The organism is Prevotella sp. E15-22, assembly GCF_023204875.1.
Classification (GTDB): domain Bacteria; phylum Bacteroidota; class Bacteroidia; order Bacteroidales; family Bacteroidaceae; genus Prevotella.
Window position 1 is genome coordinate 1,549,672 of the sequence record NZ_CP096247.1, and the last position, 19,511, is coordinate 1,569,182.

Genomic DNA, 19,511 nt, shown 5'->3' on the forward strand with positions numbered 1-19,511 from the left:
CAACCTATTTGTCTTTTATAGGAATGGTCTCAGCAAGTGAGCAAACCACCCCCTGAAGCGTTGCCAGGGTGTACGAAACTTCTTCCAGGTCTCGGGTGTCAGATAAATGCTCTCTTTCTTGTCGCGTTCAAACATGTCGTCCAACTCCTTTGTTGTGCATTTATCTATGATGACGGCATTTTCCTCGTAGTCAAAGCGCATGCTTCGCGCATCCAGATTCGTGCTGCCAACGGTACAGAATTTTCCGTCTACCATCATAATCTTAGAGTGATGGAACCCTGGTTGATAGAGCCATACATTAGCTCCCTTCTTCATCAGTTTATGAGCGTTGTAGAAGGCACAGTCTGGCGTGAGTGGGATATCACTTTTGGCAGAGAGCATGATGTCAACCTTGATACCTCGCTTAATGGCCCGTTTAATGGCTTTGCTGACAGATGGAATCAGAGTGAAGTAGGGGTTGATGATGTGAATAGAGTCCTTCGCATCGTCTATGGCGTTAACATAGAAATAGCGCATCACATCGTTGGTGGTTCGAGGCTCTCGGTTGATGATTCCCACCGTTTTCTGTCCCCTCGTAGCCGTTGTGTCTGCTTTCAGTCCTATGGCCTCCACCTGTTCGTAGGCACGAAAATATTGGGGATGAATTGAAAGGTCCTCGCCTGTGGCTTTCTTCCAGATGCGCGCAAAGATTAATTGCAGGTCATTGACCACACCACCTTCCAGTCGGCAATGCATATCACGCCACGCACCCACCTGTTCCGTACCTTTTATATAATAGTCGGCCACATTCATACCGCCCGTATAGGCAATTCTTCCGTCTATAACCACAATCTTTCGATGGTCTCTGGGCCAGATGTGATTCACCCATGGAAAGCGGATTGGGTCGAACTCCACGATGTTGATGCTGTCAGCACGTAATACGTTCAGATGGCGTTTCTTCAGCGGTTGATTGTTCGAGTCGTTACCAAAACCGTCGAACATTGCTCTGACCTCTACACCTTCGCGTCGCTTTTGCTTCAGGAGATCGAATAAAAGCATGGCGATAGAGTCGTTGCGGAAATTGAAATACTCCAAATGAATGCTGTGCTTAGCCTGACGAATGGCTTCAAACATGTCATCAAACTTCTCCTGTCCCGATAAAAGGAGTGCTACACTGTTGTTCTTTGTAAACGTGATGCCATAGTCCTCCAGTTGCTTTTGTATAAGTGAGTCAGAAGAAAGTGATTCGTTATTCTGTGCGTTTATGCAGACGCAACACGAAACAAGGGCAATGATGATTGCCCTGATTCGCATGTGTGTGTTATTGCTCATTTCCTGTATTTCAATCTGTATTCTGATGGCGACATGCCAAATCTTTCCTTAAAGATATTGATAAAGTGCTCGCCCGTGGCAAATCCCACATGATTGGCAAGTTCACTCATGTTGATATTCGTGCGTTGCAGTAGTATGCAGGCATGCTTCAGTCGAAGGTCGCGCACCACCTCGGCAGGTGTTCTGCCCGTAATTTCGCGCACCTTTTGGAACAGGGGTTTCATACTCATGCCCATTGCTGCCGCCATATCTTCGAGATTGATGGTGCCTCGATTCATGTTTTGCTGTACATACTGCTCAATACTGTTCAACAGTTGTTGGTCCATTGAATCCGACATGCTGTATTTTTCGTGCATTTCGTCGTGATCATTGCCAAAGAGATAGTTGCTTTCTATTGCGTCGTCGCTGTGGTTCTTTACAACGCGCAGACTGACGGCCCTCAACATCTCATCCTCATTGATGGTTCCCGAAGCACTGATAGTGGCAAGGTCCATGCTTTCCGTAGCGGTGGTCATACTCGAGTTCCTGTCTTCCAACTGTCTTGTCTCAGCACCTTCTATCAAGTCGCTGTTTACCTCGAACGGTCCAATTCCCAACAACTTATTGAATCGCATCACGGCCTCCTGAATATTAAATGGTTTAGCCAGATAGTCGTCGGCAGCCATTGTGATGTTCTGATTAATCATCTCCTGTCCAGACAACTTAGTATCTGTCATCAACACGAACTTAATCTTGTTGAGGGTGGGGTGCATCTTGATGCTATTGCACAGTTCGCTACCCGTCATTCCCTCCATGTTCTGTTTACAAATCACCAGGTCGGGCATCATTGACTCAATCTCGGCAGCAGCTTTATGGATGTTGTCGTAGGGATGGATATCGTATATGTACTTCAGTCTTGAGTAAACGAACTGTGTGAACTCCTGGTTACCATCGATAAACACCACGCGGAACTTCGCCGATGGCAGCTCAGACTGATAAGGTCTAATCTCTGATGTCAGCTCGTCGTTGAGCACCTCAGGCAGACTCATCTCGCCATTACTGTTCAGTTCATAGAAGCGGTGGACATTCTTCTTGGCTTTTTCTTGAGGATTCTCCAGGGCCATTTGCATATCACTCACTCGGGTGATGACCTGCAGCATTTGCGAGTGGAGTGTGTTCAACTGTTCGCGTTCCTCAAGAGTACTTTCCTTTTCCGAGAGATTCATGATGATTGTCGTCATTCTCGACATAGGCTGACGCAGGTCGTCGCTTGCCGCCTTGATTTCCTCCTTCTGTCGGGCCAGTTCAACGAGAATGGCGTTCTTCTTTTTCCAGAGAGCACGAAGTTCGTTCATGCCTTGCTTCCAGAGATATACGGCAACAATCAGGATGATGGCATAGACCACCAGCATCCACCACTGCAGGAACCAAGGTTTTCTGATGACAATTTCAATGACACGCTCTTGATTGCTCACCGCACCCTCGGCGCTGATGGCCTTGACATGTAGTCTATATGTGCCCGATGGCAGATCGGTGAACGTGACGCCGTGCTTCATGGCATCACCGTCGTGCCAGGTCTTGTCCAGTCCCTCCATCATGTACATGAACTGCAGGCGCTCACTCAGGTTGTAGTTGCCAGCAGCAAACTTGATGGTAAATGTGTTTTGGTCGCTATTCAGTTCAATTCTGCTACTTTCGTTCAGAGATTGCTGCAGAGGCACATTGCCGTCGTAGGCGTGTCCAGTGAATATCTCCTCTTCACCAATGAAGAACTGCGTCAACATTACTCGCGGCAGACTCTCTGTCTCATCGGCCGTTCTTTTTCTTACCCAGTTAATACCATTCAGACCACCGAAATAAACATTGCCATCATTATTCACCATCATGGCTCCGCGATTAAATTCGTCGCTCTGCAGACCATCCGCATGAGTATAGTTGTACAAACCGAAGTTATATGTTCCGTCCTCGTGGTTTCTTTGCGTTACGATACGACATAGACCATTGCTCGTAGAGATCCAGACGTTTTTGTTTTTGTCCTCGGCAAAGCCGCAGATATTATTGTTGCAGAGTCCATTCTTTTCGGTCAGGTAGTCCAAGATATCGTTCTCTGGGTTATAGATGTTCACACCTTCGCGCGTACCCACCCAAATCAGTCCACGAGAGTCCTCGAACACCTGAGTTACATAGTTGTTTGTGAATTTAGACAGGTTGGTAGAATTGCCTGTGAGATACTTCATCTCAGAGGTCGAGATGTTAAGTATGATAAGTCCCTCGGACGTACCAATCAGCATCTTGTTGCCCTTAGCATAATAGAGTGAAGTGATGTTGTTCACTCTTATTTTACCATTCTCGCGTGTGTAGCTCGAGAACTGGTCTGTGCGCGGGTTATACACCTGCAGTCCGCCATCGGTAGCTATCCAAAGATTGTTCATCTTGTCGGCTGTGAGCGCGTTGATGTGGTCGTCTATCAGTGTGCGACGTGTGCTGTCCTGCGCCACCGAGTAGATGGTTGACTGTCCGTTCTTTATCCTTGTCAGTCCGTTTTGGATAGAGCCAACCCACAAGCTTCCGTCGTTAGTATAGACCAATGCCGACACCTTCAGACTGGCCAATCGTCCGTTGTAATCCAGCAGTCCGTTGTCGCTAGTTCCATACCATACCTTGCCTGTATTGTCTTGAGCCAGCGCTGTAATGTCGCCCAACGCAGAAGCTTCAAACTTATAGATGTTCTGTCCTGTATAGGCAACACCCGATTTTGCGGTGCCCACCCAAAGCAGGTCCGTGTCGTCCACATAGATGCTACGCACCCCGACATTACTTCTGGCCGTTCGGTACGGACTCATACTTTTGATGGTGACGAACTCCATGGCATGCGTGTTCACGTTGATTCTCACCAGACCATGACGGTTGGTGCCCACCCAAACATTGCCGCTGCGGTCGCCGCCAATCGAGTTGACAGCGTGGTCGACGGTCACGCTAGACAGTCCCAACTCGTCGCCAATGTGCGTGTTCCATTCATGCGTTTTCTTGTTATAGAGGAACAGCGTGCCCTGACCGTAGAGCCATAAGTTGTCCATCTGGTCGGCGAATACTCGAAGCGTCTTGGTGTTTCTCAAGTGCTGCTGAGCAATCTCCGTACTTTTCCATACCACGTGCTGTTGGGGAATCACCTCGCAACAAGCCATACGTCCGTCGTCGTACACCAGCACCGTGCCATCCTTACATTCGCCAATCGAGCAGATGTTTCCTTGAGGGATGCCGTTAGCGTCGTTGGTATAACCAAACTCAAAATGCAGTTGTTGCTGCGTGTTATAGCAGATGGTGCCCCTCCCAGGGATGTATCCCCACAGGTTCTTGTGTCGGTCGATATAGATGATAGAAGGCACCTCTTTCAGTCCAATCCTCGAGAACACCAGTCGCATGTCGCGCTCAAAGCTCTCAGACTGCGGATGATAGATGCAGTAGCCTGCAGGCGTTTTAATCCAAAGATCGCCATCCATCTCCTGAATACTCTCGATATAGCTGTCGGGCAGCGACGAGCCGTCCTGCGAATCGCACTGGAAGTGCTTATAGATATAGCCATCGTAACGATAGAGTCCGGCGGGTGTGCCGAACCACATGAAGCCGCGCGAGTCTTTCAAGATGCAGTTCACCTGACTCGATGTAAGACCCTGCCTTGCATCCAGTATCTTGAACACATAGTCGGCCGACATGACATGTAGTGGTGCGATGACTGTCAGCAGAATGAATATAAGCTTTCTTAGGATTTTCATACTATTTATCTTCTTGCTAAATCATGCACGAATAGTGGTCGACCACACCCAGCAGTCGGTTGTCGTCGCTGACCACCAACACAGAGTGAATCTTATATTCCTGCATGATGCGTTGTATTTCTGTGATTTTTGTTTCTAAGCTCACCGTTTTAGGTTTGCGCGTCATGATGTCGCTCACCGTATGGTTGAAGAAATCGGCCTGCCAGCGTTCGATGGCACGACGGATGTCGCCGTCGGTGATTAGTCCGGCAATCTTGCCGTCCACCTGAGCCACACCCAGTCCCAGTTTACCTTCGCTCACCAGCATGATAGCCGTTCCCAGAAGCGTTTCCGGTGCGAAGACAGGCAACTCGTCGGCTCGCATCACATCCTGCGCCGTTGTCAGCAGACGCTTACCCAGTTCGCCGCCCGGATGGAAATGCGCGAAGTCCTGCGGGCGGAAGTTACGCTTCTGCATCAGGGCTATGGCCAGCGCGTCGCCCATGGCCAGCGTGGCCGTGGTACTACTCGTTGGAGCCAGGTTTAGTGGGCATGCCTCTTTGCTGACGCCCACATAGAGGTGATACGTAGAGTATTTGGCCAGCAGCGACTTAGGGTTGCCGCTCATGCCAATGATAGGAATCTTGGTGTGCAATACCATGGGAATGAATCGCAGCAGCTCGTCCGTCTGTCCCGAGTTCGAGATGGCAATCACCACATCGTCGCTTGTCATCACGCCCAGATCGCCGTGAAAGACATCGAGCGGGTTGATGAAGAACGAGGGCGTGCCCGTTGACGACAGCGTGGCAGCAATCTTGGCGCCGATGTGTCCACTCTTGCCGACGCCCGTCACCACCACCTTTCCCTTGCACTGCAGAATCAGATCGACGGCCCGGTCGAAGTTCTCGTCCATCTTAGGAATCAACTCCAGCAAGGCTTCCGCCTCGTCTTTGATAGCTTGTATGCCGTATTCTCTTGTTGTCATGCGATAATTTGTTTTACCAGGTTCTCCAACTTGTCCAGCTCCAGCATATTAGCTGCGTCGCTCAGACCTTGGTCCGGGGTGGGGTGCACCTCGAAGAAATAGCCAGTGGCACCAAAAGCCTTGGCAGCCAGTGCCATTGAGGGCACGAAACGGCGGTCGCCGCCCGTCTTTCCGCCCTTGGCATCGGGTCGCTGAACACTGTGCGTGCAGTCCATGATGACCGTAGGCACAATCTCTTTCATATCGCTGATGTTTCGGAAGTCAACCACCAGGTTGCCATATCCCATCATGTTGCCGCGCTCTGTGAGCCACACCTCGGCAGCACCTGCCTCGCGAGCCTTCTCTACCGGATACAGCATGTCGCGTCCGCCCAGGAACTGCGCCTTTTTGATGTTCACCGTCTTGCCCGTTTTGGCTGCAGCCACCAGAAGGTCGGTCTGACGACAAAGAAAAGCGGGAATCTGAATCACGTCAACCACCTGACCAGTAGGCTCGGCCTGCCAAGCCTCGTGAATGTCGGTGAGCAACTTCAATCCGTATTTTGCTTTCACGTCGGCCAGCATCTGCAGTCCTTTCTCAATGCCAGGACCTCTGAACGAGTGGATGGATGTGCGGTTGGCCTTGTCGAACGAGGCCTTGAATATAATGTCTGTGCCCAACTTCTCATTGATGTCAACCAATTTCCTTGCCACTGTGTCCAGCAACTCGGCCGACTCAATAACGCAGGGCCCTGCAATAAACTTTATTTTGTTCTCCATAAATATGTATAATTCCAATGTGCAAAGATAAACAATTCATATGAATTTTTGAAAAATTTATCCGAAAAAATGCACTGTACACTGAAATTATTTGCACAATTCTGCGAAAATGTGTACTTTTGCAGCGATTTCAAATAACTAAAAGCTGAATATGGATGATTTACTGGCATCATTCGCCCCAATTACTTTGGCCGAGATGAGCAGTGTAAAACTGATGAATCGCACGGACACCAAGTTCGTGACGACGCTCCCTATGCTGAGGAAACTGCTGGCGATGGCCCAATCCGACTATTACGTTCAGGATATCGACGGCGAGCGAAACATGCTGTACGATACCACCTACTACGATACCGACACATTCGCCATGTATCGCCAGCATCAGTGTGGCCATACCAACCGTCAGAAGATTCGCTTCCGCACCTATGTGAGTAGTCACCTGCAGTTTATGGAGGTGAAGACAAAGAACAATCATGGACGTACCAAGAAGAAGCGTATTGAGGTGAAAGACATGGACTTAACCGATGAAGGTAAAAGAGAATTCTTGGCCTCGCATCTTCGGTTTAATGTCGACACGCTGATACCCCACATGCATAATTACTTCCGTCGCGTCACGTTGGTGAACAAGGCCAAGACCGAGCGCCTCACCATCGACACCGCCCTGCAGTTTCATAACGTGCAGACCAACACCGACCGCGACATGGGCCAACTGGTTATCATCGAGTTGAAGCGCGACGGACTCGTCTTCTCGCCCGTGCTCGAGATGCTGCGCCAGCTGCACATCCATCCCCACGGTTTCAGTAAATACTGCATGGGTGCCGCCCTCACCAATCAGTCGCTGCCCGTAAACCGCTTCCGCCAGAAGTTGCGCGACGTTGAGAAGATATTATCAGCAAAGGACTAAGGCCCCGCACTGAATATATGCTTAATGTTATACTGTTATATTGTTACATTGTGGCAAAATCAGAGATAAGTAAAGAATAATAATTTAAGGTAAAAAATAAAACTAATGGACTACATTTTTAATTTCTTCGTGAGTGATTTTGGCTATGCACTTCTCCGATTCGCGTTGTGCATGCTGGTCAACTGGGTTATCATCGACCGACTCTACTACAAGAAGTCGCGCCGCCGTGATTTCTATTTCACCTTCATGCTCATGTCGGTGGCCATCTTCTTCCTCGTGTTCTTCATGATGGGCATGGATCGCGGCAAAGCCACAATGGGCGTAGGTCTCGGCCTGTTCGGCATCTTCAGCATCATGCGCTATCGCACCGACACGATGCCCGTACGCGAGATGACCTACCTCTTCATCATCATCTGCCTGTCGGTGGTTCACGCCATGTTCGATGCCGAGAGCGAGTGGGGCATCGCCATATTGTTAGACCTCCTAAAGTTGGCCATCATCGATGCTATTGTGATGAGCTTCATCGTGATGTGCGAACGCAGTCTGAAGATTCTTAACACCAAACTCATTCAGTACGACCGTCCCGAGCTGTGCAAGCCCGAGAACAAAGAGAAACTCATTGCCGACCTTGAGGAGCGCACCGGACTGAAGATCAGGAAGGTGGAAGTGGGTGGTTTCGATTTCCTGAAAGACACCGTGGTGCTGCGCGTCACCTACGACGGATCGGGCAAGGCCAACGAGGTTGATGGACAGTTTAAAGTTCGCAAGTCGCAATGGAGAAACGTGTAATAAACATCCGTAGCATGAAGAATTTTGTTTTAGGCATCCGTAGCATGAAGAGTCGACTCGTCGCAGTCCTCTTCCTGGCGTTTTTCGCTGCATCTGCATATGCTCAGGGCGACGATGATTTCGGCATATGGAGCGAGGTGAATGTTGAGAAAAAGATAGACTCTCGCTGGAGTGTTCAGGGTGGGGCAGAGCTTCGCACACGCGACAACAGCAGCGAGTTGTCCCGCTGGAGTCTGAGTGCCGATGCAAGTTATAAGATGACCAGTTGGCTGAAACTCTCGGCCGGCTACACACTGCTCCGCGACAACAACGAGAAGTGGAACGACGACCACGATAAGTTGGCCGAATACTGGGGCACGCGCCACCGCTTCAACACCTCGCTCACCGGTTCTTTGAGCATCGGGCGCCTCGACATCTCGCTTCGCGAGCGTTGGCAATACACCTACCGCCCCGAGGTCACCGTGGGCCGCACCAATGTGAACAGCGGCAAGGTGAAGGACAAGACCTATAACGGCAAAGGCAAGAACGTCTGGCGCAATCGTCTGATGCTGAAGTACAAGCTCACGCGCACGTTCCGTCCTTATATCAATGCCGAGAGTACCGTGGCCCGTTCGCTCGAGAAGATTCGTTATGGTGTTGGCACCGAGATCCGCTTGGACAAGCATCATTCTTTCGATGCCAAATACATCTACCAGCGCTATTACGACAGCGATGCCGACGAAGGCAATTTCCATGTGTTGGGTGTGGGTTATACCTATAAATTTTAGGTAAAACCCCGCTCAATTCCTCTTTTTTCGTTGTTTTTCAAAAAAAAACTCCGAAAAATTTGGCTGTTACGCAAATAATGTGTACCTTTGCACCCGCAATTCAGCAAGAGCGCTGAACAAGCACACAAAACGTTGCACCCGTAGCTCAGTTGGTAGAGCACCTGACTCTTAATCAGGGTGTCCAGAGTTCGAGCCTCTGCGGGTGTACTAAGAAACAAAGAAGCAGACCTTTAAGGCCTGCTTTTTTTGTTTGTATTTGATTATAGTCTTTTAATTATCCAAGTTTTGACATGAAGCGTTCTCTGTCGACGATGAACCTGAGGTGCGTGCCCTCGCCAAGAAGTGCATCGCCAGCATAGGCAGAGATTTTGAACTCAATCTTCTTGCCTTCAACTTTGGTCACCTCGGCCGTGGCAGAAACCCTGTCGCCAACCTTCGATGGTTTCAGATGCGATGACTCAATATGTCCGCCAACGGTAGTGCTACCTTCGGGCAGTTCGTCGGCAACGGCCAGCATGGCCGCATTCTCCATCAAAGCCAGCATGGCAGGCGTGGCCAATACGGGCATGTCGCCAGAGCCCATTCGAACAGCGGTGACAGCATCAGTAACCGTCAACTCGCTGGTATGTTTTAATCCAATCTCAATCATTTCTTCTTAAAGTATTGTAATATTTGGGCACAAAGATAGCAATTTTTATTCTTTTTTCGTACTTTTGCAAACAGAAAACCCAAACAAAAGCTATATAATTATGAAGAGAATGATTTTCTGCCTCATGGCAATATCAGTTAGACTTAACAGATAAAATATTCATAAATCCTTGGAGGTTTCGGATAATTGTCTTATCTTTGCAATCGAATGTATTACAATTGAATTACATAGTATGGCAACAACGATTACAAGAAAGCCCGCTTCATTCAGACTTAGGGCTGACCTCTTAGAGGGATTAAAGCGAAATGCCGCACGAGAGAACAGGACGCTTAACAACTATGTTGAGAGCGTGCTGCTCGGTATTGTATTTGATGAACCTAACGAGGAGACTAAAGCCGCTATTAAGGAAGCTAAGTCAGGTAAGAACCCCAACAAGGTTTATGATAGTGTTGATGAACTCTTTAAGGATTTAGATTCGGATAAATGAAAAAACTTCAACCTACAACCCAGTATAAGAAAGACTATAAGAAATACAGAAATAATCCCAAAAAGGTTGAAGCACTAAAGGAAGTGCTGAAAATGTTGATGAATGAGCAACCTGTTCCCGCAGAGTATAAACCACATATGCTCCTCGGTGAATACAAAGGCTGTATGGAATGTCACATAGAAGGCGACTTTCTTCTGATTTGGATTGACGAAGAGACCGACATCATTGAACTTGTAAGACTTGGCTCTCACTCAGAGCTGTTTAAATAGCGCCAGCAGGGCGGTGCATCCTTCGAGGACATCGCGCCACGTAGCCTCGAAGTTGCCCGTATACCATGGGTCGGCCACGTCGCCCGGGCGGTCGGTATAATCCATTAGCATCTTGATTTTTCCCTCGTCATCGCCACCGCAGATGGCACGCATGTTGCGAATGTTCCACGAGTCCATGCCAATGAGCAGGTCAAAGCGGCGATAGTCGGCAGCGGTGATCTGACGGGCCGTCTTGCCAGCACAGCCAATGCCATGCTCAGCCAGTTTGCGACGGGCAGGCGGATAGACGCCATTGCCAATTTCCTCGGTCGAAGTGGCAGCCGACTCGATATAGAACTCGCTGTCCAGTCCGGCTTTGCTCACCAGGTCTTTCATCACAAACTCAGCCATCGGACTGCGGCAGATGTTTCCGTGGCACACGAAGAGAATCTTATGCATGATTTTATCTTGATTTTTCGAACGACATCGCTGTCAGTTCGCGGTTATTGTCCGTTGTTATATGAAACAAAAAAGAGGTAAACCATTGTGGTTCACCTCTCCTTTTGTACACCCGCAGAGGCTCGAACTCTGGACACCCTGATTAAGAGTCAGGTGCTCTACCAACTGAGCTACGGGTGCAACGTTTTGTGTACTTGTTCAGCTCTCTTGCTGAATTGCGGGTGCAAAGGTACGGAGTTTTTGGGAAACTACCAAATTTTACGGCAACTTTTTTTATTTTTTTTTGAGGTGAGGGGTTATATGTGAGAGGTTATTGGACAGTTTTGCATGTGGAAAGTGCTTATTGTTATACTGTTATATTGTTACATTGTGGCAAAAGTGAAAAATAAAGAGTGAAAAGGTTTGTGCATTGTGATAAAATGTGTACCTTTGCACGGCTAAAAAACTATAGAATATGAAACTATTAAAATACCTACCCATTGCATTGGTTGCTGTGCTGCTGTGTTTGGCAGGGTGGAGTCTGCTGACCTATGAGGACAATCAGCTGTGGAAACTGCAGGAGTTGAACCTCTTTATGGACACCAGTCTGTTCTTCAAGCAGCAACTGGTGGTGCCCGGCGGCCTGCTCACCTATCTTGGCACCTATTTCACCCAGTACTTCTTCTATGCGTGGCAGGGCGTGCTCATCGTGTGCGCTTGGTGGATGCTGCTCGTGTGGCTGTCGGCCAAGGCCCTGAAGGTGCCCATGAAGTGGTGCCTGCTGCTGGCCGTTCCCGTGGCCCTGCTGCTGGCCGCCAACATGCAGATGGGCTATTGGATATACTACATGAAACTGCGCGGCTATTTCTTCGTGCCCACCATCGCCCTCACCTTAGGCATGGCCGTGCTCTGGGGCTGGCGACTGATGCCCCGCATGGTGCGACTGGTAATGACCGCCGTGCTGCCCCTGATGCTCTATCCCTTGCTTGGTGCCTACGGACTGCTCATTGTTCTGCTGATGGGTGTGCTCGTGTGGCGATTGAATGATGCGACGCTGTGGATGCGCCTCGCCACCACCGTTGTGGCTTTGGCAGCCGTGATTGTGGTGCCCCGACTCTTTTATGCTTTCGTCTATTATCAGACCAACCTCGACTACATCTACATGAGTGCCCTGCCCATGTTCCAGTTGGAGGAGCAGTACAACCAATACTACCTGCCCTTTATATTAATAGGTGTGAGCTATGTGGTGATGGCCCTGCCCATGCCCCAGCAGATAGAAAAGCTCTTCAACCGCCTGCCCGTGTGGCTGGGCTGTCAGGTGCTGCTCGTGGGGGTGTGCGTGGCGTGTGCCCACCATTTCTGGTATCACGATGCCAACTTCGAGAAAGAGCTGCAGATGCGCCGCGCCATGGACAACAGTCAGTGGGAAGACATGCTGCGTGCAGCCGCCAACCTCGACGAAGAACCCACCCGCGCCATAGTGATGATGAAGAACCTGGCCCTGTTCCGATTGGGCCGTCAGGGCGACGAGATGTACCACTATCGCACCGGTGCTAAGAAAGCCGAAGCCCCTTTCCGTGTATATATGACCCAGGTGGTGGGCTGCGCCATCTATTATCAGTATGGCCAGGCCAACTATTGCTATCGCTGGTGCCTCGAGGATGGGGTGGAGTATGGCTGGCGCGCCGAGTACCTGAAGCTGATGACCCGCTGCGCCCTGGTGAATGGCGAATATGAAGTGGCCCGCAAATATATCAACCTGCTGAAGCACACCCGCTTCCATCGCGACTGGGCCCTGCAGCAGGAAGCCTTCGTCAATCATCCCGAGAAGATGAAGACCGACAAAGACTACGCCATCATCCGCCGACTGCTGATGAAGGACGACCACCTGGGCACCGACAACGGCATGATCGAGATGTATCTGATGAGCGTGCTCATGGACATCAACACCAAAGACCCGCTGGTTCAGGAGCTCACCCTCCTGTCGGCCATGTGGAAGAAAGACATCGCCCTCTTCTGGCCCCGCTTCTTCAACTATGCCTCGCTCCACCCGGGCCAGCACATGCCCAAGCACTATCAGGAGGCCGCCTATCTCTACGGCCATCTGGAGCACCAGGTTGACATCAGTCGCATGCCCTTCGACGATGATGTGAAAAAGAACTACGACGAGTTTATGAAGATGGCCCAGCAGTATGTCGGCATGAGCGAAGAGCAGATGAAGCCCATCTTCTATCCCCGCTTTGGCCGCACCTTCTACTACGAGTACTTCCTGATTAGAAACCAAAAGATTTATTAAACCGATGAAACACCTGATATACACCCTCATGGCCGTCCTCGCGCTGATGTCGTGCGGCGGCGCCAGTGTGCCCCAGACTTATACCACCGTCAATGCTCAGCCCGATATCTATCCCGACTATACCGACGTGACCATCCCCGTGAACATAGCGCCCCTCACGTTTATGATGAACGACGACGCCCTCGAGGTGGTGGCCCGACTTGCGTGCGGCGACAACCAGCTGATTGTGGGCGGCGACAAGGTGCAGCCCGACATCGACGAATGGCACGAGTTGCTCCAGCAGTCCAAGGGCCGCGACATCACCGTCGATGTCTATGCCCGCTATAGCGACGATCAATGGAAGCGCTATCAGCAGTTTGCCTTCCACGTGTCTACGGATAGCATCGACCCCTGGCTCAGCTACCGACTCATCTCGCCCTCCTACGTCACCTACGAAGAGCTCACCCTGAACCAGCGCTGCCTGGAGAACTACGACGAGCGCGTGATGGTGGACAACATGCTGTGCAGCACCGAGAAGAGCGGCCAGTGCGTCAACTGCCACAACTATCAGCAGTACAACCCCGACCGCATGCTGTTTCACGCCCGCCAGAATATGGGCGGTACCATCATTGCCTACGACGGTCAGGTGCGCAAGATCAACATGCGCCACGACAGCATCATCTCGGCCGGCGTCTATCCCACATGGCACCCCACGCTGCCCCTCGTGGTCTTCTCGACGAACCACACCGGACAGAGCTTTCATACTGCCCACCGCAACAAGATTGAGGTGTTCGATTCCGCCAGCGACCTCATTGCCTACGACGTGAAGAAAAACCAGGTGACCACCATCGAGGCCGACACCACCGAGTTTGAGGTCTATCCCTTCTGGGCCCCCGACGGTCGCACGCTCTACTACTGCAGCGCCCACTTCGAGTTTAGCGATAGCGTTGACCACGAGGCCGACGTGATCCTGCGCACCCAGGAAATCAAATACAACATCTATAAGAAGAGTTTTGATTCAGAGACGATGACCTTCGGGCCCCGCCAACTGGTGTTCGACGCTGTCGCCATGGGCAAGAGTGCCACGCTGCCGCGCCTGTCGCCCGACGGCCGCTTCCTGGTGTTTGCCTTGGGCAACTATGGCGTGTTCCACATCTGGCACCACGAGGCCGACCTATGGCTGATGGACCTGACCACGGGCCAGGCACGCCGCATGGACGGCATCAACTCCGACAACACCGAGAGCTATCACTCATGGTCGAGCAACGGCCGCTGGATGGTGGTGAGCAGTAGGCGCGAGGACGGCAACTACACCCGCCCGTTCATTGCCCATGTCGATGCCCAGGGCCACAGCACCAAGGCCTTTGTCCTGCCGCAGGCCGACCCCGAGTATCACCGCCAGTTTATGAAGAGCTACAACATACCCGAGTTTATGCGCGGCCCCGTGCGCTTCAAGGCCACCGACTTTGCCGACGTGCTCCGAAACGAGGACGGCGACCCCGTGGAGTATGTTGAGAAACTGACGAAATAACCCATCGAAAACTGACGAAATAAAAAGACCGCGAACAACGATGCGACGCGAAGAACGATACCGCTATGTGGTCGACCACTTTAGGCGCGAGATGCCCGAGGCCGACACCGAGCTATGCTACGGCAGCACGTTCCAACTGCTGGTGGCCGTGATGCTCAGTGCCCAGTGCACCGACAAGCGCGTCAACCAGGTGACGCCCGCACTCTTTGCCCGCTATCCCGATGCCCGCGCCATGGCCGAGGCCGAGCCCGACGAGGTGCTGGAATACATCAGCAGTGTGAGTTACCCCAACGCCAAGAGTAGGCACCTGGTTCAGATGGCGCGCCTGCTCATGGCGCAACACCAAGGCGCCGTGCCCGCCACCATCGACGAGCTGATGCAGTTGCCCGGGGTGGGGCGCAAGACCGCCAACGTGATGGTGGCCGTGGCCTTTGGCGGACAAGCCATGCCCGTGGATACGCACGTCTTTCGGGTGAGTCACCGACTGGGACTCGTTGCTCCTGCCGACAACACGCCGCTCAAGGTCGAAACCACCCTGCGCCGACACCTGCCCGAGGATGTGCTGTCGCTGGCCCACCACTGGCTGCTGCTTCACGGCCGCTATGTGTGCACCGCCCGCGCGCCCCATTGCCATCAATGCGAAATCAAGGAAGCCTGCAAGAGCTATCCGCTGAACTCTAAACTATGAACTATGAACTATGAACTCTAAAAAAAAACATATGATTACATTCCCCCTTGCAAAAATAAACCTCGGACTGAACGTTGTTGAGCGTCGGCCCGACGGCTATCATAACTTGCAGACCGTGTTCATGCCCGTGCCGCTTACCGACGCCCTCGAGGTGCACGAGATGGATGCCGCCTTCCCCTCGGAGGTGGACTGCGACCTCAAGGTGACGAACATCGCCGTGGAGGGCGACGAGCAGCGCAACCTCGTGGTGAGGGCCTACAACATGCTGAAGAGCGAGTTCCCTGATATGCCGCGCGTGCACGCCCACCTGCGCAAGGACATACCCACGCAGGCAGGCATGGGCGGGGGCAGCAGCGATTGTGCCGCCATGCTCCTGCTGTTGAACCGCATGTTCAGCCTCAGACTCACCCAGCAGCAACTCATCGACAGGGCTGCCCGCCTGGGTGCCGACTGCCCCATCTTCATTCTCAACCGCCCCGCTTATGCCGAGGGCATCGGCGAGAAGTTGACCCCCATCGAACTGAGTTTGAAGGACTACTATCTGGCCATCGTGCGCCCCAATATTCCCGTGCCCACGAAGGAGGCCTTTTCACGCATCACGCCACATATGCCCGCGAAAAACTGCCTGGACATTGTGCGACAGCCCATCGACACCTGGCGCCACGAGCTGGTGAACGACTTCGAAGAGAGTGTCTTCGCCCTGCATCCCGAGATTGGCGCCGTGAAGCAGCGCCTCTACGACCTCGGTGCCGTCTATGCGGCCATGAGTGGCAGCGGCAGCGCCCTGTTCGGCATATTCAAAAAAGAACCCGCCCTTGAGGGCGAGTTCCAGGGGATGTACAAGAAAGTGGTTAAGGGTTAATTGTGCATTGTACATTGTACATTGTACATTGTTCATTGTACATTGTTCATTGTACATTGTTCATTGTTCATTGTACATTGTTCATTGTACATTGTTCATTGTTCATTGTTCATTCAATCGTAATCCACACCCCTTCACCTTGCTTCTTCGCCTCGACGATTCGCTGCTTCAGTTCATAGACCCACTTGCGCGATTCCAGCACGAGGCCCACCAGTTGGTTGCGGCCCAGCAGGATGCAGCCCTCGGTGTCGGCGGCCGAGTTGCCGGGATGCATGCGGATGCCTTCGAACAGGGGCACGCCCAGCAGCAGGGGCAGCCATTTGTTGAACCTGGGGCTCCACGTGATCACCACGGCATAGCGACCGGGCGGAATGGCGAAGGGCTTTAGGTTCCTTACCTTGTCGGCCGAGCGGGTGCGCATCAGCTGTCCCATGTCGAGTGTGGTGTCCTTCTGTTCGAGTACGGGCGGCTCCAGCGTGTCGCAGAAATACTGGTCTTTCTGATAGGTGACCAGTTCGGTGCTCACTTCCTGACGGATGTACAGATGACCGATGGTATACTTTTCTTTCTTGAATTTTCTTTTTAATATCAGTTCCATAACTCCTTAATGTTATACTGTTATACTGTTACATTGTTACACATTTAAAAACTATCCTTTTTTCGCCAGCACTGTGTGCCCACCTTCTCGATCCAGCCGTCGCGCAGCCAGCGTGAGATGATCATGCGCAATGACTTGTCGGAACAGACGCCGCGCTTCAGCTGGCGCAGATGGTCGAGGGTGAACTCGGGCTGCAGCTCGTCGAACACCGAATGGTTGGCACTGCGACGCTGGCATTCCTCCTCGGCCACCACAAACTCCTTACTCAGCGCATGGCCGAAGGCCTTCATCTGCTGCTCCAGACAGTACTCGGCCATGGTGACGGCAAAGTCCTGACAAGCCTTACTCTCGCGCATGGCCTTACTCTCGCGCATGCCGTTCTCCAGCAGATGGAACACCACGCCACAACGAAAGCCGATCACGGCCGCACGCTTGCGATAGGTGTCCTTCACGTGGTCTATGTCCTTGGCGGCCTCGATGCGTTTCTCCTCGACCCACTGCTCGATGGTGCGGCGCAGGCGGGGCACGTTGACCACGCCCTGCCATCGGCGAAGCAGTTCCGCGGCCTGACTGATGCGTCCTTCCTCGGCGGCCGAGCGCTTGTGGAACTTAGGCATCTTCTGGAACGAGGCGTCGGGCATCTCGGCCACCAGCACGCGCGACGAGAGTCCATTCTCGATGTTGTCGCTTCTGAAGCACTTGCGCAGCGCACCGTTCGTGCCCAGCATGGTCCAGTTGTAGGCCACGTTCACCATGCCACTCTCGGCCATGTCCGAGTTGTAGTCCTGACCCCATTCGCCATGGTCAAAACTCAGTCGGTAGATGTCGTACTTGCTCGACCACGACCCCGCGCCGTTGGTCTTGCGCAGCGTGTCGAGCTCCTCGCCAAAGGAAAAGAGCGTGTGGCCCTGCGCATTCTTCAGTCGCTTCAGCAGCGTTGAGCAACTCACCGTCACGGGCACCACGCGAATCAGCACGTGGGGGTCGTCGGGTGCTTTCTCGTTGGCCTTGCGGTTCTTCTTCTGCTCGCGCCAGGCTTCCTCGCGCTTGCGACTCACGGCATCCTCGGCATCCATCAGGCGCTTCCACAGGTCGACGGCCATCTTACACACGCTCTTGCCCGAGGCCTGCTCGCCCCTGACGATGGCCATCAGTCCCAGTTGCTGCATGTTGCCGTCGCAATATTCCACGCTCACCTGGTCGGCATAGGCGGCCGCAATGGGCATCACGGCGCAGAGCACGGGCATGTGCATCGACGGGGGCACGCCCACCAGACTCTCTTTGAGGCCTATGGGCAGCTTCGTGTGCAGCGCGGCCAGGGGCGATGCGGGCTCGGCGACGGTGGTTGTCTCGGCTTCGAGGGCTTCGTCGATGGTGTCGGCCACCTCGGGTTCTTCGGTCTTTTTCGACAGCTGGTCCACAATCTGATCCATCAGTCGGGAGCCCTTCGTGGGCTCTTTGCAGGCCGACTCCACCACCTGGCGCAGCTCCATGTCGGTGAGTCCGAAGCGGGGCATCACCTGCATCAGCACGTCGGGATGGTTGTCGCAGATGGCGCGCAGGTTCACGGCCAGTTTGTGCAACTTCACATTCCTTTCGCCCGTCTGGGGCTCGCCGCCCGTGCGCTGCCAGTATTCGGCGATGATGGCGGAGTAGGGGATGCCTTTGAAGGAAAGATGAGAGATGAGAGATGAAAGATGTGAGATGTCTTGCTCGTGGCTGCCGAACGTGCTGCTGCTGAGCGACTTACCATCATAATACGCGCCCTCCTTGGTTCGGCCGTCGATGGTGAGTCCGCGGTCGGTGTAGGCCTTGCGGCGCAGAGCGATGTCGCGGTCGGGTAGGGGTTCGTACCAGCCGTCGGCACGATAGATCTCATACGTGTCGGGCGTGATGAAGATGGCGCGCTCGGGCGTAAAGCAGCTGGTGTCGGGCTCCACACCCAGTGCCTCGCAATAGGCGCGCTGGGCCTCGGCCACGGTCATGCCCACGGGCAGCCGGATGTCGATGTGCAGTTTGCGGCGGGCGGAATAGTCCTTGTGCAGCATCATGCCCTGCCACGGTCCGCCAATCTTCATGTCCAGTCGCTCCGACATCTCGTTGGCCTTGTCCACCAGCGCTGCATCGTCGATGTCCACGCAGGTCATAAACGTGAAACTCTCGGGGTCGATGTGCTGGCGGTCGCGGTGGTTGTCCGTGAAGCGGGTGTAGTGGGGGCAGCGGTAGGGCAGTCTGCTCTTCAGCTGTCGCTGCTGCTCCTCGCTGGTGGCGGCGGCAATGTCGCGGGCCAGTGTTTTCAGCTGTTCGCTGCGCGTCAGTTTGTTGTACTCGCTCAGGCTGTACGTACCCACATAGGCGCGGTTCTGCTCGGGCGTCTGGCGTGGGTTCATGGCCATGGTGGCCGGTTGGTTAATGGTCTGTGTCATAATCTTTTAACCTTTGTTTGTTAAATTAATGGGTATTTATGATTCCTAGGCCGAACAGTCGGGTTTC

The 19,511-nt window shown here is 52.7% G+C and carries 17 protein-coding genes and 2 tRNA genes; 10 read left to right on the forward strand and 9 right to left on the reverse strand.

All coding sequences use genetic code 11. The annotated features are described in order from the left end of the window. Positions 1–15: 15 nt before the first annotated feature. Genes cls through kdsA form a run of 4 tightly spaced genes read right to left on the reverse strand, consistent with a single transcriptional unit; the run spans position 16 to position 6,785 of the window. Positions 16–1,311 (reverse strand): cardiolipin synthase, encoded by a 1,296-nt coding sequence (cls, locus tag M1D30_RS06295; RefSeq protein ID WP_248507476.1) that lies wholly within the window; start codon positions 1,309–1,311, stop codon positions 16–18. Continuing rightward, positions 1,308–5,063, reverse strand: a complete 3,756-nt coding sequence (locus tag M1D30_RS06300; RefSeq protein ID WP_248507478.1) for a two-component regulator propeller domain-containing protein — start codon at positions 5,061–5,063, stop codon at positions 1,308–1,310. Before M1D30_RS06300 ends, cls begins: the two co-directional genes overlap by 4 nt. A gap of 16 nt (positions 5,064–5,079) precedes the next feature. Further along, on the reverse strand, positions 5,080–6,027 hold the full coding sequence (locus M1D30_RS06305; RefSeq protein WP_248507480.1) for an SIS domain-containing protein: 948 nt from the start codon (positions 6,025–6,027) through the stop codon (positions 5,080–5,082). Next, complete coding sequence (kdsA, locus tag M1D30_RS06310; protein ID WP_248507481.1) at positions 6,024–6,785, reverse strand: 3-deoxy-8-phosphooctulonate synthase; 762 nt, start codon at positions 6,783–6,785, stop codon at positions 6,024–6,026. The genes M1D30_RS06305 and kdsA overlap by 4 nt, the downstream gene beginning before the upstream one ends. A 151-nt stretch (positions 6,786–6,936) precedes the next feature. Between kdsA and M1D30_RS06315 the strand changes: the two genes are divergently transcribed. The 4 genes from M1D30_RS06315 to M1D30_RS06330 all read left to right on the forward strand — a co-directional run bounded on the left by M1D30_RS06315 (position 6,937) and on the right by M1D30_RS06330 (position 9,449). Then, on the forward strand, positions 6,937–7,686 hold the full coding sequence (locus tag M1D30_RS06315; RefSeq protein ID WP_248507490.1) for a VTC domain-containing protein: 750 nt from the start codon (positions 6,937–6,939) through the stop codon (positions 7,684–7,686). Between the two features lie 105 nt (positions 7,687–7,791). Continuing rightward, complete coding sequence (locus tag M1D30_RS06320) at positions 7,792–8,475, forward strand: DUF4956 domain-containing protein (RefSeq protein ID WP_248507492.1); 684 nt, start codon at positions 7,792–7,794, stop codon at positions 8,473–8,475. Positions 8,476–8,489: 14 nt separating this feature from the next. Then, positions 8,490–9,242, forward strand: a complete 753-nt coding sequence (locus tag M1D30_RS06325) for a DUF2490 domain-containing protein (protein ID WP_248507494.1) — start codon at positions 8,490–8,492, stop codon at positions 9,240–9,242. Positions 9,243–9,376: 134 nt separating this feature from the next. Then, positions 9,377–9,449, forward strand: a tRNA-Lys gene (locus M1D30_RS06330). A gap of 67 nt (positions 9,450–9,516) precedes the next feature. Here the strand turns inward: M1D30_RS06330 and M1D30_RS06335 are convergent. Then, positions 9,517–9,891: a thioesterase family protein gene (locus M1D30_RS06335; protein ID WP_248507496.1), complete on the reverse strand. Its 375-nt coding sequence runs from the start codon at positions 9,889–9,891 to the stop codon at positions 9,517–9,519. A gap of 232 nt (positions 9,892–10,123) precedes the next feature. On the opposite strand from M1D30_RS06335, the gene M1D30_RS06340 reads away from it, so the two are divergent. Together M1D30_RS06340 and M1D30_RS06345 are read left to right on the forward strand one after the other, a co-directional pair. Next, a complete protein-coding gene (locus tag M1D30_RS06340; RefSeq protein ID WP_248507498.1) occupies positions 10,124–10,378 on the forward strand; it encodes a toxin-antitoxin system protein in 255 nt (84 codons plus the stop codon). Then, positions 10,375–10,647 (forward strand): type II toxin-antitoxin system YafQ family toxin, encoded by a 273-nt coding sequence (locus M1D30_RS06345; RefSeq protein ID WP_248507500.1) that lies wholly within the window; start codon positions 10,375–10,377, stop codon positions 10,645–10,647. Before M1D30_RS06340 ends, M1D30_RS06345 begins: the two co-directional genes overlap by 4 nt. Here the strand turns inward: M1D30_RS06345 and M1D30_RS06350 are convergent. Then, complete coding sequence (locus M1D30_RS06350; RefSeq protein ID WP_248507502.1) at positions 10,630–11,085, reverse strand: low molecular weight protein-tyrosine-phosphatase; 456 nt, start codon at positions 11,083–11,085, stop codon at positions 10,630–10,632. The genes M1D30_RS06345 and M1D30_RS06350 overlap by 18 nt on opposite strands. 107 nt (positions 11,086–11,192) lie before the next feature. Beyond that, positions 11,193–11,265, reverse strand: a tRNA-Lys gene (locus M1D30_RS06355). A 274-nt stretch (positions 11,266–11,539) separates the two neighbouring features. On the opposite strand from M1D30_RS06355, the gene M1D30_RS06360 reads away from it, so the two are divergent. Genes M1D30_RS06360 through ispE form a run of 4 tightly spaced genes read left to right on the forward strand, consistent with a single transcriptional unit; the run spans position 11,540 to position 16,420 of the window. After that, positions 11,540–13,360, forward strand: coding sequence for a DUF6057 family protein (locus M1D30_RS06360; protein ID WP_248507504.1), 1,821 nt, complete (start codon positions 11,540–11,542; stop codon positions 13,358–13,360). A 4-nt stretch (positions 13,361–13,364) separates the two neighbouring features. Next, positions 13,365–14,870, forward strand: coding sequence for a hypothetical protein (locus tag M1D30_RS06365; protein ID WP_248507506.1), 1,506 nt, complete (start codon positions 13,365–13,367; stop codon positions 14,868–14,870). A gap of 40 nt (positions 14,871–14,910) precedes the next feature. After that, complete coding sequence (nth, locus tag M1D30_RS06370; protein WP_248507507.1) at positions 14,911–15,558, forward strand: endonuclease III; 648 nt, start codon at positions 14,911–14,913, stop codon at positions 15,556–15,558. 31 nt (positions 15,559–15,589) lie between these two features. After that, entirely contained in the window at positions 15,590–16,420 is an 831-nt protein-coding gene (gene ispE, locus M1D30_RS06375) for a 4-(cytidine 5'-diphospho)-2-C-methyl-D-erythritol kinase (protein WP_248507509.1), read from the forward strand. 109 nt (positions 16,421–16,529) lie between these two features. Here ispE and M1D30_RS06380 read toward each other — a convergent pair whose 3' ends face one another. Together M1D30_RS06380 and M1D30_RS06385 are read right to left on the reverse strand one after the other, a co-directional pair. Then, complete coding sequence (locus M1D30_RS06380; RefSeq protein ID WP_248507511.1) at positions 16,530–17,018, reverse strand: DUF5675 family protein; 489 nt, start codon at positions 17,016–17,018, stop codon at positions 16,530–16,532. A 44-nt stretch (positions 17,019–17,062) separates the two neighbouring features. Further along, positions 17,063–19,444: a DUF3987 domain-containing protein gene (locus M1D30_RS06385; protein ID WP_248507517.1), complete on the reverse strand. Its 2,382-nt coding sequence runs from the start codon at positions 19,442–19,444 to the stop codon at positions 17,063–17,065. Positions 19,445–19,511 lie beyond the last annotated feature (67 nt).